This is a genomic window from Micromonospora sp. R311, from assembly GCF_056780015.1.
In genome coordinates this window covers 81,006-95,033 of the sequence record NZ_JBSWCE010000022.1, presented here as the reverse complement: position 1 = coordinate 95,033, position 14,028 = coordinate 81,006, and the positions used below count along the sequence as shown (strand labels likewise).

Here is a 14,028-nt window from a genome sequence, read left to right as displayed (position 1 = left end):
CTCCCCGTTCGCCGTGACCCGACCCATGCACCCGGTGGGTCGGTCACCCCCAAACGTACTGATCGAAGGAGGATCCGAATGTCCACTGCCAACAGCACACCGCTGACCCGCCACGGCAGCCGCGTGTCCGCCGTTCCGGTACGGCCGGCTCCGGCGAAGGCCGCCCCGGCGTTCACGCCCCGGTCGACCCCCACTGGCGTACGGCCGACCGTCACGCCGGCCCCGACCATCGCCACGATGGTCATCTGCCTGCCCGACGAGCTGCCCGCGCAGGCGCTCACCAGCCACCAGCTCGACACCCACTTCGCTGTCACTGGCACCCTCACGCCCCTGTTCTGGGCGATGCCGGGGCTGCGGCCGTGGCAGCGTCACCTCATGATCGGCCTGCGCACGGGTCGACCCGCGCCATGCGCGGGCGGACCCGTGCGGCTGCTCGACCTACACGGGGTGCGTCACGCCGCCGCCGTCGGCGCCGGGATCCGCTATCAGATCTGGCAGCAGGTGGTGCACGGAACGAGGACGGCCATCCCGTGGCCGGCGTTCGAGACCCGTCACCTCAGCGACCCCGACCGCTACCCCCTCGACACGGCGATCGCGGACTTTCACACCCAACCCCGTGTCCACGCCATGCGTCTGCACACCGCCGCCAACCCCGGGCCCGGTCAACCCGGAGTCGGCGAGCTGGAGATGTACCAGGCCGGGCAGATGGCCTACCAGCACTACCGCGCCGCCGTCAGCGTCGCTGGGGACGCCATGCTCACCGCCGACGGCCGCCGGCTCGCCCCGGCCAGTGACGCCCTCGCCCACCGCATCACCTACCTCGAGCAGGCCCTGGCTCACCTCGACACCCTCGGCCCGCACCAGCGGCTACTCGCCGTCGCCCTGTAGACCCCCCGCCCGCTCCCCGGCTCGCCGAAACCGGCTGCGGGTCAGGTCGCCAGACGCCCCGGCCACCCCTGCGACCCTCACCGGTTCCTCCGCGCCGCCCTATCAACCTGGCGGCCCCGGTCGGGTTCCCACTGCTGCCGTCGCGGCACCGCAGCTGCCCCAACCGGCGATACCTCAACGCCCCCCGGGAGCGGTCAGTGCTTCACACGCCGGGCGCCCCGGGCACCGGGGCGCCCACTCCCACCTGGCCTGAGGCAGGCCGCGCTGTTCCTCTTCACGCCTCGTCATCGACAGGAGATCCCCATGAAGTCCCACCGACTGTGGTTGCGCCTCAAGGACGTACTACCCCTCGCGGAGCATGCCATGGCCTGCCCCGCCCACCGCGTCACCGGCGCACAGACCCTCGCCGGCGCGGCGCTGCGCCCGGCTCTGGTCTGGGCCGGCACGCCAGCGCGGGACGTGCTGGTCTCCAACGGCGTACCGGTCTGGTACGGCGAGCGTGGCGTGCCGCACGCCGCGGACGCCGACACCTGGCGGCACACCGCCACGGGCCGCTACGGCACCGCCTGGCGAGACGGCTACGACAGTGCCTACCTGCCCCTGGACACCGGCGCCGGCCAGCTACCGGTGATCGACGTGCTGCGCCGCGCCCTGCACACCGGCCGGCACTGGGTCACCGTCGACATCGACCCCACCGACGGGCACCTCATCCGCCCCGAACAGGTGCGGGTCGCCCAATACCGCACCGACCTCATCCCACCCGACGGCGAGTGGATGGCCGCTACGGTCACGTCGACCGCCGTCGCCGGCGGCTCCTACCCGGCGCTGCTCCCCGACGGCTACACCAGCAACGCCGGCCACCAGCTGCCCCGCTTCGACCGTCCCACTGTGGGGCAGATGAGCGCCGACCTCGATGGCGTGCACGCCAACCCGGACCGCACCAGCGATCCGATGCCCGGCGAGTACCCGCACCTGCGGTTCACCGGTGGCGTCCTGGTCGTGTTCGACGAGCACGACGACGGCGAGCACGTCACCTATCGGGAGACCGACCGGGTTCACCCCGACGCCGAGGGCCGTTACCCGCTGGGCGCCTACACCTGGCCCTGGCAGCTCACCGCCTGACCCGGTACACCCCGCCGGCCAGGGTGGAACCTACGGCCTGCCTCGTACGAAGGTCACGGACTCCTGACCGAAGTCGATCGCCTTCACTGTCCAGGCCGCGTTCAACCAGGCGTGCGCCTGCACGCGGGTCCGGTTGACGGTGTTGCCCCACCACGTCCGGTCGTAGCGCGCGCTCGGGGGCAGGGAGTCTCCGATGATCTCCTCAAGCCGGCGAAAGGACATCCGGATCGTGTCCTTCTCGGCGGGTTGACGCTGAAGGAACGCGGTGAGCGGGTCGTACTTCCCCACGGCAGGTTCCTGACCTCGCAGCCGCGGTTCGCATCCGGACGCGCGTAGGTGTTCGCGGCCGCGCCGGCACAACAGTCTACGGAATCTCACCGCGACACAGCATCGCCCGTTCGACCGCTTCACTCGGACGCTCCTCCGCCGCCCGTTCCCTGCCGTGGCGGCGAGTGGTGCGTCAAGGTGCGTGCCCTACCGCCATCGGATGGCAGCCCGCGCGCGTTTTCCCGTGTCCCGAGATCCGGTCGTCGCACTTGATCCTCACCGCCGGTGACGCGTGGATCAGTGCTGCCCTCACTCAAGGAAGGAACGAATGCCCATGACCGACACACCGGAGGCTGTGCCGGCGCACAGCATGTTCAAGGTCCTCGCCGCGCTCGGCGCGCTCGGCGACGCCACCGCGGCGGCGGTGGCCGAGCAGGCCGGGCTCGGCTACTCCACCGCCACCGCGAAGCTGCGCGCCTGGGAGCAGACCGGGCAGGCCGAACGGTTCCGCACCGACGACGGCCGCACGCTGTGGCGGCTGACCGGCACCGGCCGCACCGCCACCGCCCACCCCGACGGCGAGCAACCCCCGCCCGCACTGGCCGCCACAGGCGTCCCCGATCACGGAGGGGCCGCCGACATGCCGGACCAGAACGACGAGGTCGCAGCCTCGCGCGACGATCCGCCGGCCGCATCCACCAGCGGCCAGGCCACCGGCCCAGACGCCCCCACCACCACACCGTCGAGCCCCGGCAGTGGGCAGGAGACCCCGGCGGAGCCGACACCCGAGCAGGCGGACGGGAGCACCGCGCGCGAGGCCCGACCGGACACGGCCCGCCGCGCCAAGGGGTCACTGCGCGGGGCGGTCCTGGACCTCCTCGAGGCTCACCCCGACCGGGCCTACAAGACCGGGGAAATCGCCAAGCTCATCGACAACGCCAACGCTGGCACCGGCGCGGCGAAGGCCAGCGCCGGGGCGGTCGCCAACGCTGTCACCAAGCTCGTCGCCGAGGGCAAGGCGGTGCAGACCGTCGACCGTCCCGCCACCTACCAGCTCGCCCCCACCACCGGCCACCAGTAGCCCGAGGGCGGGCGTTCAAGTTGGCTGCTTCACGCCCGCCCCGGTGCTCCTTCGCATCCAAGGAGCGTCCCGAGTGTCTCCCACCTTGCACACGATCGCTATCACCGTCGGCGGGATCCTCGCCGGCCTCGCCCTGGCCGGTGCCCTGCTGTGGCGGCAGCAGCAGGCCCTGCAGGTGGCCCGCTACCAGGCCACCCACGACGAGATCACCGGCCTGCCCAACCGGCGGCTGCTGCTCACCCGCCTGCGCGCCGCCCTCGCCGAGAACACCCCGGTCGGGGTGGTGCTCCTCGACCTCGACGGGTTCAAGACCGTCAACGACACCTTCGGCCACGACACCGGCAACCTGCTGCTCGCCCACATAGGGCGGCTCCTCACCGGCCTCGACGCGCCCGTCGAGGTCGCCGCCCGGCTCTCCGGCGACGAGTTCGCGCTCCTTGTGCGCGGCGACCGTGACGACACCGCCGCCGCGGCCCACGCCGCCTGGCGCACCATCGGCGCCGCGCCCGTCCGCGTCGAGGGCGGGCACATCACCGTCAGCGCGTCCGTCGGCTTCACCTACCTGCCCGCCTACCTCACCGGCAGTCCCCGTCAACTCCTGGCCGAGGCCGACGCGGCGATGTACCAGGCCAAGCAGTCCCGCACGGGCGTGCATGGCCACGAGCCGCTGGCCGCCCCGACCGGCCGGCGCAGCCGCGACCGCCACTGACCGGCCCGCTCCCGGCCCCAACGAGGACCCCGCAGCCACCGGCTGCGGGGTCCTTCCCCTTTTCTGCCCGCTGACCAAGGGAGAACCGCTGTGTTGTCCTTCTCCACTGTCCACGCCCTCGCCGGTTGCCTCCTGGCCGCCGACGTCGACGCCGAGACGCTGGGCTGGGGCCAGCCCGCAACGCTGCTGCTCATCCACGACCGGCCACCGCACGGCGCCGGGCCCGCACCTGCACGCGAGGTCCCCAGCCTGGAGTTTCCGCTGCACCGCGATGACCTGCTCACCGACCCGGCCGGGCTACCGGCGCTGCTGCACCGTCTCGCCGCCGGCGTCGGCAACCCGGACGTCACCACGCCCTACCGGGCGACCCTCGACGCCATCATCGGCCTGATCCGCGCGGCCACGCCCGACGCGCGGCTGCTGGCCTGGGCCACCTGCTACGACGACATCCACGCCGCTGGCGGCCAGCCGCGGCAGGTCCGCCGCGTCGACGCCCTCGACACCGACGGCCGCCTCTACACGGTCACCCGCCTGCGTGGCGAGGACCATCCGCTGCTGGGCGTCACCGACACCCCCGGCAGCGGCATCCCCGCCACCTGTCCCGGCCTTGCCGCGCTGCTGGCCGCCACCGCCCGCTACAGCCACACAAGCACCGGTGCAGGTGCGGCATGAACAGTCCCCAGATCCCGCCCCACATCGACCCCGACGAGCCGATCTTCAGCGTGTGCGGGCCCGACGGCGCGTCCGTCCAGTGCCGGGTCTGCGGCGCGATCGACGAGATCACCTCCGACGAGATGCCGTCGATGGCCGGTTACGGCGAGGACACCTACATGCGATGCAGCCGCTGCGGATCGGTCGAGACCACCGACCCGATCTTCGGCTGGCGCGCCACTCCCGCCCCCTGGCCGCCCCAGCCGGAGCGCGACCAGCCGTGACAAGCGTCAGCACCCGCCGGCGCCAGCGCCATCCCCGTCGCCCCATCACGCACGAGCGCAGCACACGCGGACCTGCCATCTGCGCAGGGTCGCCGTCGGCGACGAGGTCACGTCGCCGGTCGGGTGACCAGCCGTGCCGATGTCCCGCACACCGCAGGCTCCACCCCGGCTGAATGCCGGCGGGTGCCTTATCAATTCGCCTCTGACTGAAGGAGCCCTGTCTCGTGAACACCCACTGCTACGTCGGCGCCACCGACCCCGACAGGCCTCACCTGGTGCACGCCCGGCCGGTGCTCGTCAACGGCCACCCGAGCGTTGTCCTGCCTGCCCTGGCCGCGATCTGGGCCGGCCACGCCTATGACACCCAGGCGCTGATCACCGCCATCCTTGCCTACGACTGGCAGTACCTCGACCCGGACATCACCGCCACCGTCGGGTGCGGCGGCCGACGCCCCGTACCGGGGGTCGGCCAAGCCCTTGCGGCCACCGCCGATGGCGGCGCCATCGACGCGCCCGAGCCGGTCACCGTGTTCCCGCTGTGCCACGCCGCGCACCTCGACGTCGACTGGATCTACCTCATCGAGACCGCCACCGCCACGATCGCCGTGCACACCGACGACGACACCGGCGTGCGCCGCTATCCGCTCACCGGCTGCCTGCCCCCACTCGCCGCCACGGACCGTCACTTCCCACAGCACTGCGGCCCGCACGCGGCGGGAGCACCACGGTGACCGCCCGTGCCCTCGCCGCCGTCAGCGCCGGCGTGATCGCCGTGTTGGTGCTGTGCGCGGGCGGGATCGGCGCGCTGTTCACCGGCGGCGGCACTGCCTCAGCCGGCTGCTACCGCGGGGTCGGCCCCGACGGGCCGCCACCGCCCGGCATCGTGTCCCCACCTGCGGCCGCCGGCAGGTGGGACAGCGAGCAGATGGCCAACGCCGCCGTGATCGTCACCGCCGGCGTCGAGATGGCGGTGCCACCGCGCGGCTGGGTCATCGCCCTGGCCACCGCCATGCAGGAGTCCACGCTGCGCAACCTGCCCGGCGGCGACCGCGACTCGATCGGGCTGTTCCAGCAACGCCCCTCCCAAGGGTGGGGCACACCCGCCCAACTGCACGACCCCCGCCATGCGGCCGCGAAGTTCTACACCGCGCTCCTCGCGGTCGACGGGTGGCAGGCCATGGCGGTGACCGACGCCGCCCAGGCCGTGCAGCGGTCCGCCTTCCCCGGCGCCTACGCCGAGTGGGAGGACGACGCGATCGCCCTGGTCCGCGTCCTCACCGGCGGCACCCCCACCGGCCCGGTCGCCGCCGGTCTGGAACAGGCGATGAGCAACCCACTGTGCCTGTTCGACGCAGGTGACGGCCAACCCGGCAGCGAGCAGGTCCCCCTGCCCGACGGGTTCACCCTGCCACCGGGCACCCCGCCGCAGGTCGTGACCGCGATCGGCTGGGCCCTGGCCCAGCGCGGCACCCCCTACACCTTCGGCGGGGACTGCACCGCACCCCACTCCGGCATCCCCGCCCACCAGTGCGACTGCTCCTCCCTGATGCAGCAGGCCTACCGGGCCGCCGGCATCGTGATTCCCCGCACCACCAGCGAGCAGGTGAATGCCGGCCAACCGGTCAAGAACCACCGCGACCTGCGGCCCGGGGACCTGCTGTTCATCCCCGGTGCCCGCGGCACCACCGCCCGACCCGGACACGTCGGCATGTACCTCGGCCACGGGCTCATCGTGCAGGCCCCGCACAGCGGCGATGTCGTCAAGATCAGCCGCCTGTCGACGTGGGCCGGCCAGCTGGCGGCCGTTCGCCGGATCATCAACTAGCCACCGATTGTAGGTTCTCAACCTCGATGACGCTTTCTCAAGATCGTGTCGTCGTGGATGTCGCTTGCGACATGAATGTGAGTGACGTCGGCGTGGCGGAGGGTCCAATTACGACGCAACGTAGCACGATTCATCGCGTGGCTCGGGAGGATGCGGCTCGCCGCGATGTGCCGATGGCCGTGCGGTGGCGGGGCGCAGACGGGTCGTTGTCGGAGTCGGCGCTGGCTCGCGTTGTGGTCGAAGATGTGCTGGCCGGCATGCCGGTCCGTGACTGCCGCTGGTATCGAGGCCGCCGCTTCTATTCGGGCTGGTACTGGTCGGCCACGATGCGCCGGCTGGTCGCGTACGAGAGCCGGCTGGAGTTGGCCCGGATCATGCTGGCCGACTTCGACGCCGCGGTGGTAGGGATTGCGGCCCAGCCGTTTCAGCTGGTCGGCGAGGATGGCAGCCGGGTCCGCCGGCATGTGCCGGATCTATTGCTGCTCAACGACTCTGGCCTGGTGACGGTCGTTGACGTGAAGCCGGCGCGCCGGGTGGCAGAGCCGGATGTGGCGGCGATGTTCGCGTGGACGCGGGAGGTCGTGGCCGCCCGTGGCTGGGCGTTCGAGGTGTGGACCGGAGCGGATCGTCAGGTGCTGGCCAACGTCACATTTCTCGCGGGTTACCGGCGCAGGCCGGTGGTGAACGAGGCGCTGGTGCCGGTGGCGCTGGAGCTAGCGGCCGGTCAGGCAACGGTCGGTGGGCTGGAGGCGGCGTTGACCTCGTACGCGCCGCTGGAGGTGGCACGGCCGGTGGTGTTGCACCTGATTTGGGCGGGCGCGCTGCACGCGGAGCTGGAGCGGCCCTTGGGGTCCGGCACGCCGATCAGCATGTCGGCCGGGGTAGCGGCGTGACCGATCGGGTGTTGACGGTTGGGCCGGGGGCGCAACTGCTGTTCGACGGCGATGTGTCCGAGGTCGTCGAGCTGGACGGGACGCGGGTGGTGCTGCGCAATGTCCGCACCGGCGGCCTGGTGAGCGTGGGGCTGGCGCGGCTGGTGATGGCCGCGCAGGCGGTGACGGGCCGGGCCGATGAAGGGCCGTCGGTGGGTGTGTTGCTGGCCGGGTTGAGCCGCCGGCAGCGGCAGGAGATCGCGGAGCGTGCTGAGCACGTCCGGGAGGTGTTGACCGGGTTCCGCAGCGGTCAGCCTGACCGGGCTGCGTCGGGGGAACCCGATCCGCGGTTCGCGGCGGAGGTGCCGTGGAAGACCCGTTACGCCAACAAGGCGGCCCAGTTGGGCGTGACCGCGCGGACGGTCGAGCGGTGGGTAGCCGGTTACCGGGAGGCGGGCGAGGCCGGTCTGGTGACGCGGCGTCCGGGCGCGTCGTCACTGGTGGACCCGCGCTGGGACGAGGCGGCGCGGCAGGTGCTGGCTGGGCTGGTGAATGCGTCCACGCCGACGCGCAGCGCGGTGATCGCGCGGGTGAGCGCGGCGCTGGCCGAGCAGTTCGGCGACAGCGTGGTGCCGTTGCCGTCACAGGCGACCGCCTACCGCCGGTTGGCCGAGCTGACCAAGGGCACGAACGCGGTGTCTGGCAGCGCGAAAGGCCGCCGGTCGATCGCCGAGCGTCCGGCGGGGGTCTACGGACGGCTGGAGGCGACCCGGCCCGGCGAGTACCTGATCCTGGACACCCAGGATCTGGACGTGTTCGCCATGGAGCCGGTGACCTGCCGGTGGGTGCGGGCGCAGCTGACGGTCGCGCAGGACCTGTTCACCCGCTGCATCGTCGGGCTGCGGGTCACGCCGGTGTCAACGAAGGCGGTCGATGTCGCCGGGGTGCTGTTCGAGGCGGTCGCCGGGCGGCCGGTCCCGGACTCGTGGCCGCCGTCAGCGGCCTGGCCGTATCACGGTGTCCCGTCGCAGGTGGTGTTCGACGCGTCGGTGCCGTCGGCCGGGCCGGTCTGCGCGCCGGAAACCCTGGTCGTTGATCACGGCAAGGTGTTCCTATCGGCGCATGTGATCGGCGTCTGCACCCGGATGGGGATCTCGATGCAGCCAGCGCAGCTGCACAAGCCTACCGACAAACCCACCGTCGAACGGTTCTTCCGCACCCTGCGCGAAGGGCTGATCCAGCACCTGCCTGCTTACAAGGGCCCGGACCTGCACTCGCGTGGCCTGAACGTCGAGACCGAGGCGTTCCTGTTCCTGCATGAGGTGGAGGACGTGATCCGGGAGTGGATCGCGACGGTCTATCACCGGGCCAAGCACGACGGGCTGACGATTGCAGCCTGGCCACATCTGGCCCTGTCTCCGGTCGAGATGTTCGGCGCCGGCATCGCAGCGGCCGGGCTGCTGCGGCTGCCCGCCAGCCCGGACCTGGCCCTGGACTTCCTGCCGGTTGTCGGGCGCACGATCCAGCACTACGGGGTGGAGATCAACGGGTTGCGCTATAACGGTCCCGGGTTGAACGGCTATCGCAACACGCGCAGCCCGTACCGGGGTGCTCTGGCGGGGCGGTGGCCGATCCGGCTCAATCCGGACGACGTGCGTCACGCCTGGTTCCAGGATCCGGCCGACCAGCGGTGGCACCGGCTCGACTGGGAACACGCCGCCGGCCTGGACGCGCCGTTCTCGGCCGATGCCGCCGCCTACGCCCGCCGGCTGGCTGCCGCGCCCGGCGCGGCCCTAGAGCCGGCGAAAGCGCTTTCGGAACTGCTTGAGCGGTGGAGCGTGGGGATGGTCACCGACCGGCGGGAGCGGCGCATGGCCGCTCGCCTGTCGTTGGAGTACGCCGCCCTGCCCCACGTCGAGCCGTCCGGCTCCAGGGCGCAGCCGGCCGACGAGGCGACCTCGGTCGGCGATCCTCTGGTTGGGGACGACGATGACGGCGACTTCGCCGCAGGCCGTGATGAGGACGGGTTCTACGACGACGCGTTCGAGGTGCTGACGTGAACGGTCTCTACAGCCTGTCCCGCAAGGAGGGCTGGCGACGATGGGTCGACACCCCGGCCCGGACCCGCCCGGAGCGGCTCACCCCGACCGGGCTGGCCGCGCTGAGCGAGGACGCCCGCGACGACTACGCCGAGGCCCGGCACGACTGGCACGCGAACTTCGGCATCCTGAGGACCCCGCAGCTGGCCGCGATTCACGACGAGCTCGACCAGATCGTCGCCACGAACCGGCAGGATCCTGACCGGGTGCGCGGTGCTGTGGTGATCGACGCGCTGCCCGGGTTGGGCAAGACCACGATCGCGAACACCTTCGCCCGTGACGTCGACCGCCGCGCCCGCCGCCGCGCCGGCCCGGTCACCGACGAAGGCCACGAACGGCTGCCGGTGTTCCGGGTCGGGCTGACCTCTCGCACCACGCTGCGCACCCTGAACCGGATGATTTGCGAGTTCTACGGCCACCCTGGGGCCGAACGCGCCAGCGCCGCGCAGCTGGCCGTGTTCGCCGTCGACTGCGTCCTGTCCTGCGACACCCGGCTGGGCATCATCGACGACCTGCACTTCATCGACCTGAACCGCCGCGACGGCGTCGAGGTATCCAACCACCTCAAATGGCTGGCGAACGAGCTGCCCGTGACGTTCGTCTACGCCGGTGTCGGGTTGGCCGAACGAAGGCTGTTCGCCGAAGGACTGGCCGGTGAAGCCGCCGCGCTGGCGCAGACCGCCCGACGCTGGACCCGCCTGGAACTGCCTCCGTTCTTGATCGACACCGACGCTGGCCGTGTCCACTGGATCAACCTGCTCAAGGCCACCGAACGGCAACTCGTGCTCAATCGGGCGTATCCCGGGATGCTGGCCGACATCGGTGACTACCTGTTCGCCCGCACGACCGGCCATATCGGTTCGTTCATCACGCTGGTCACCCGCGGCTGCTACAAGGCCATCCGCCACGGCCACGAACGCCTTGACGTCGACTTGCTCGACACCATTCGCATCGACGAGGCGTCCGAGGCTGCTCGCCACCAGCTGCAGGCCGCGTTCACTGCGGGCTCCATGACCACCCGCCCACGCCGCCGCGCCCGCATCAGGTGATCGGAACCCTGCCCAGGGTGCTGCCTCTGCGGACGAGGATTGACCCGGGTGAGGCGCTCGACGGGTGGCTGCTGCGCCTGGCCCGCCGCAACCAGATGCCCGCGCAGTGGCTAGTCGCCGCACTCGGCCTAGCGGAGGTGGTACGCAGGAAGACGCCCCGGACGTTGGTTCGGGGCATGTCCACCAGCCAGTTACGCGACATGGAGCAGCAGGCCGGGCTGCCCCGCACCGCCCTCGACACCGCCGTCTTGGCCCCCTACCACCTGGTCGGGTGGCCGGCCCTGCCCGGCTCCCGGTTCTGCGCCGCCTGTCTACGCGAGCCCGACGCCCGCTGGCCGATCCGCTGGCAGCTGCCCTACACCTTCGCCTGCCTGCGCCACCACTGCCTCCTCGCGGGCTACTGCCCCGCCTGCCAGCAGGCGCCGCACAGCCATTGGTCGATGCGCACCGGAACGGTCGACGCGCACTGGTGCACCCTGCGCCGGCCCACCAGCCGAGACATCTGCGGCGCCGACCTGCGCGAGCACCAGCCCCACCAGCTCGACCCCGGCGATGCCCGCCTCGCCGCCCAGCAGTGGATCAATACCCTGCTCGACACCATCAACGATGCGGGCGCCGCCGATCAGCTACGCGACGTTCACGGGCTCGCGCAGTGGCTGCGTCGGCGAGTGCACCCGGATGACCTCGGCAGGTTCGGCGACATCACGGTCGCCGCCGCACCCGAGCACCAGCAGCGGCGTCGCCGCAACACCGGCCGACGCCACCAGGTCCTGGAAACGGTCGTGACGGCGGCCGTCGCCACCCAGGCGGTCGAGTTGCTGTCCAGCGCCACTAAAGCGGACCTGTTCGCCCGGTTCCGGCCACTGATCAGCACCATGGAGCCGGGCGACCGCCGGCCCCTGGACGTCGCCCATCGCAACCTCGCCACCCTCACGCCCGACCTCACCCGTCGGTTGCTGTCCGCCGCCGACGCGCACCTGATTCCCACCGACCGGCTGCGCTACCGCACCCCCACCAGCACGCCCCGGCTCGTCACCCGTGAGTCCGCAGCCGTCGCAGCCGAACGCGCCCGGCACCTACCCGAATACCTCTGGCCGGAATGGATCATCCGGCTACGACCGGTGGCAGGGTCGTTCACTGACACCATCGCCACCGACATCCCCGCCGCGCTGCTGCTGCCCGGCAACCCGCTGCACAACAAGGCCGCCACCGCCGAACTCACCCCCTGGCGCGGCAACAGATCCCGCACACTGAGCCTGCTCGCCGAGCGGAACCCGGACGTGCTCACCGCGCTGGTCAACCTCGCCGACTACCTCGACATCCACGGCAGCCCGATCGACTACCGCCGCCGCCGTGCCCAGTTCACCGACGTTGCGATGAACCGGCGCCAGTGGGAAGAACTCTGCTACTCCGTCGACGCCCATCCCGGCCAGGCGACGCGACATCTCAACGCCCGCCGTTACCTGTTCGTCCAGCTCACCGGCGCGAGCCTCACCAACACCCGGCATCCGCTGGCGTTTCCGAACGCCGGCGACAAGAACGACTACCTCTTCGCCTTCCACGGCGGGCTATCCACACCGCTGCGCCAGGCCCTGCACGACTACGCCCGCGCCCTGCTGCGCTCCCACTCCATCGACGAGCCATTGACCTGGGCACCTCCAGGGCACTGCGTCACAGGGCTCACCCTGCCCGGACGCGAGCCTGACGACATCGACCTCGCCGCAGTCGACCAGCTGATCAACCGCCAGCGGCTCACCGCCAGCGCCGCAGCCGTCATGCTCGGCGTCACCACCGAACACGTCCGCTACGCGATCAGCCAGCTGCACCGACCCGGCAAACACAACGGCCGGAACACCCCACCCGCCAGCCGACGCCTGCGCGAGCGCGCCACCGCGCTCCTGACCGCTGAATTCTTCCGACGCGAGTACCAGGACGCCGGCAAGAACCTGCGCACCATCGAGGCCGAGACCGGCATCCACCGCAAACTCCTCGCCAAACACGCCAAAGCCCACGGCATCGAGCTCACCGACCTTCGCACGCTGAACAAGCCCGTCCCACTCGACCCCGACTGGCTCCGAGAACAGACCGAAGTCCACCAGCGCTCCGCCACCGACATCGCCGCCGAGGTCGAGCTCACCCCCGAAACCGTCCGCCGCAACCTGATCCGCTTCAACATCGCACGACGGCCGCAAGGCTTCGCCGGGATGCCCTCCCACGGCCGCACCCACCCCGACCTGCCGCAGGAGATCCGCCGCGCCGTCGAAGGCCCACCCCACGGCTGGCTGCGACTACGCCGCTTCCAACAGATTATCGGCTACCCCAGCATCAACGTCGCCTCCCGCGCGATCAAGGTCAGCGCCGCCACCCTCACCGCCCAGATCGCCAAGCTCGAGGCCGACATCGGTAAATCCCTGCTCAACCGAGGCCGGCCCCGCCACCCGATGACCCCAACCGAAGACGGCCACGCCCTGCTCGCCATGCTCGGACACCCGCGCGCCGCCGAACTGCTTGACCGGTACGCCAAACCGCTACGCGGCTGGCGCCCTGACGATCCTCGCCGCGACCGCACCACACAACGCCAATGAGCAGGACACAACGGCCGCCGACCAGGCTTGAAATGATCATAAATATCGATGAAGTCCTTCGGCGTGGAGCCTTGACAGGCACCGTAGGCAAGGTATCGACTGCAATGAGTGACCCCAGCCGGCGAGTGGATCACAACCCAGTCAGGTTTCGCTGAGTCGCCGTGAACCGCGCGGCGTGCAGCGACTACGGAAAGGGTCGTTATGCGAAAGATCTCACGGGCGCTGGCTACTGGCGCGTTCGCCTTCACCCTGGTCGGCGTGGGGGCCGGGGTCGCCGTCGCCGGCTCCAACACGGTGCAGGCCTGCACCCTCCGCGCCGACGTGCCGGACTCCGACAACAACGCATGGGTCGGCCGCGAGGGCTGCTCCAACACGATTCCCGGCACCGGCTACATCTATGAGGACCGGAACAACTGGCCCGACGACAAGGTGGGCGAGAAGTCCTTCGACGCAGGAACGGCGCTGGTGGACGGGTCCTGCGGAAACGGCGATGGCAACTACTACTCGAGGTTCGAGTCCAGCAGCGGGGCGTCGGCCGAGTCGTCGCGGGCCTACCGCTGCTGACCGGATCGTTCGAACGAGGACAGAGGTTCATT

The 14,028-nt window shown here is 71.2% G+C and carries 14 protein-coding genes; 13 read left to right on the top strand and 1 reads right to left on the bottom strand.

What is annotated here, in order from left to right; translation table 11 throughout:
* Nucleotides 1-78 precede the first annotated feature (78 nt).
* Nucleotides 79-888, top strand: a complete 810-nt coding sequence (locus AC1WTP_RS19790) for a hypothetical protein (protein WP_481650733.1) — start codon at nt 79-81, stop codon at nt 886-888.
* 303 nt (nt 889-1,191) lie between these two features.
* Complete coding sequence (locus AC1WTP_RS19785; protein WP_481650732.1) at nt 1,192-2,010, top strand: hypothetical protein; 819 nt, start codon at nt 1,192-1,194, stop codon at nt 2,008-2,010.
* 30 nt (nt 2,011-2,040) lie between these two features.
* On the opposite strand, the gene AC1WTP_RS19780 is transcribed toward AC1WTP_RS19785, so the two are convergent.
* Nucleotides 2,041-2,298: a DUF7662 domain-containing protein gene (locus AC1WTP_RS19780; RefSeq protein ID WP_481650731.1), complete on the bottom strand. Its 258-nt coding sequence runs from the start codon at nt 2,296-2,298 to the stop codon at nt 2,041-2,043.
* Nucleotides 2,299-2,611: 313 nt separating this feature from the next.
* Between AC1WTP_RS19780 and AC1WTP_RS19775 the strand changes: the two genes are divergently transcribed.
* The 11 genes from AC1WTP_RS19775 to AC1WTP_RS19725 all read left to right on the top strand — a co-directional run bounded on the left by AC1WTP_RS19775 (nt 2,612) and on the right by AC1WTP_RS19725 (nt 13,996).
* The gene (locus AC1WTP_RS19775; RefSeq protein ID WP_481650730.1) at nt 2,612-3,358 is read left to right on the top strand and encodes a MarR family transcriptional regulator; all 747 of its coding nucleotides are present in this window, start codon (nt 2,612-2,614) and stop codon (nt 3,356-3,358) included.
* A 73-nt stretch (nt 3,359-3,431) separates the two neighbouring features.
* The gene (locus tag AC1WTP_RS19770; protein ID WP_481650729.1) at nt 3,432-4,067 is read left to right on the top strand and encodes a GGDEF domain-containing protein; all 636 of its coding nucleotides are present in this window, start codon (nt 3,432-3,434) and stop codon (nt 4,065-4,067) included.
* 90 nt (nt 4,068-4,157) lie between these two features.
* Nucleotides 4,158-4,739 carry a hypothetical protein gene (locus tag AC1WTP_RS19765; RefSeq protein WP_481650728.1) on the top strand — a complete coding sequence of 194 codons (582 nt, stop codon included), beginning with the start codon at nt 4,158-4,160 and terminating at the stop codon, nt 4,737-4,739.
* A complete protein-coding gene (locus AC1WTP_RS19760; protein ID WP_481650727.1) occupies nt 4,736-5,002 on the top strand; it encodes a hypothetical protein in 267 nt (88 codons plus the stop codon). Before AC1WTP_RS19765 ends, AC1WTP_RS19760 begins: the two co-directional genes overlap by 4 nt.
* 224 nt (nt 5,003-5,226) lie before the next feature.
* A complete protein-coding gene (locus tag AC1WTP_RS19755) occupies nt 5,227-5,733 on the top strand; it encodes a hypothetical protein (RefSeq protein WP_481650726.1) in 507 nt (168 codons plus the stop codon).
* Nucleotides 5,730-6,827, top strand: a complete 1,098-nt coding sequence (locus AC1WTP_RS19750; RefSeq protein ID WP_481650725.1) for a C40 family peptidase — start codon at nt 5,730-5,732, stop codon at nt 6,825-6,827. The genes AC1WTP_RS19755 and AC1WTP_RS19750 overlap by 4 nt, the downstream gene beginning before the upstream one ends.
* 26 nt (nt 6,828-6,853) lie before the next feature.
* Nucleotides 6,854-7,720, top strand: a complete 867-nt coding sequence (locus AC1WTP_RS19745) for a TnsA-like heteromeric transposase endonuclease subunit (protein ID WP_199236036.1) — start codon at nt 6,854-6,856, stop codon at nt 7,718-7,720.
* A complete protein-coding gene (locus AC1WTP_RS19740; protein ID WP_109904535.1) occupies nt 7,717-9,759 on the top strand; it encodes a helix-turn-helix domain-containing protein in 2,043 nt (680 codons plus the stop codon). The genes AC1WTP_RS19745 and AC1WTP_RS19740 overlap by 4 nt, the downstream gene beginning before the upstream one ends.
* Nucleotides 9,756-10,847 carry a TniB family NTP-binding protein gene (locus AC1WTP_RS19735; protein WP_109904537.1) on the top strand — a complete coding sequence of 364 codons (1,092 nt, stop codon included), beginning with the start codon at nt 9,756-9,758 and terminating at the stop codon, nt 10,845-10,847. Before AC1WTP_RS19740 ends, AC1WTP_RS19735 begins: the two co-directional genes overlap by 4 nt.
* A 17-nt stretch (nt 10,848-10,864) precedes the next feature.
* Nucleotides 10,865-13,432: a TniQ family protein gene (locus AC1WTP_RS19730; RefSeq protein ID WP_158289905.1), complete on the top strand. Its 2,568-nt coding sequence runs from the start codon at nt 10,865-10,867 to the stop codon at nt 13,430-13,432.
* A 201-nt stretch (nt 13,433-13,633) separates the two neighbouring features.
* Nucleotides 13,634-13,996 (top strand): hypothetical protein, encoded by a 363-nt coding sequence (locus tag AC1WTP_RS19725; RefSeq protein WP_109904541.1) that lies wholly within the window; start codon nt 13,634-13,636, stop codon nt 13,994-13,996.
* The last annotated feature ends 32 nt before the right edge of the window (nt 13,997-14,028 follow it).

Bases quoted from the DNA above. Each gene is read 5' to 3' on its own strand.
- AC1WTP_RS19790 (WP_481650733.1), top strand. From the start codon at position 79: ATGTCCACTGCCAACAGCACACCGCTGACCCGCCACGGCAGCCGCGTG.
- AC1WTP_RS19785 (WP_481650732.1), top strand. From the start codon at position 1,192: ATGAAGTCCCACCGACTGTGGTTGCGCCTCAAGGACGTACTACCCCTC.
- AC1WTP_RS19775 (WP_481650730.1), top strand. From the start codon at position 2,612: ATGACCGACACACCGGAGGCTGTGCCGGCGCACAGCATGTTCAAGGTC.
- AC1WTP_RS19760 (WP_481650727.1), top strand. From the start codon at position 4,736: ATGAACAGTCCCCAGATCCCGCCCCACATCGACCCCGACGAGCCGATC.
- AC1WTP_RS19745 (WP_199236036.1), top strand. From the start codon at position 6,854: ATGACGCTTTCTCAAGATCGTGTCGTCGTGGATGTCGCTTGCGACATG.
- AC1WTP_RS19725 (WP_109904541.1), top strand. From the start codon at position 13,634: ATGCGAAAGATCTCACGGGCGCTGGCTACTGGCGCGTTCGCCTTCACC.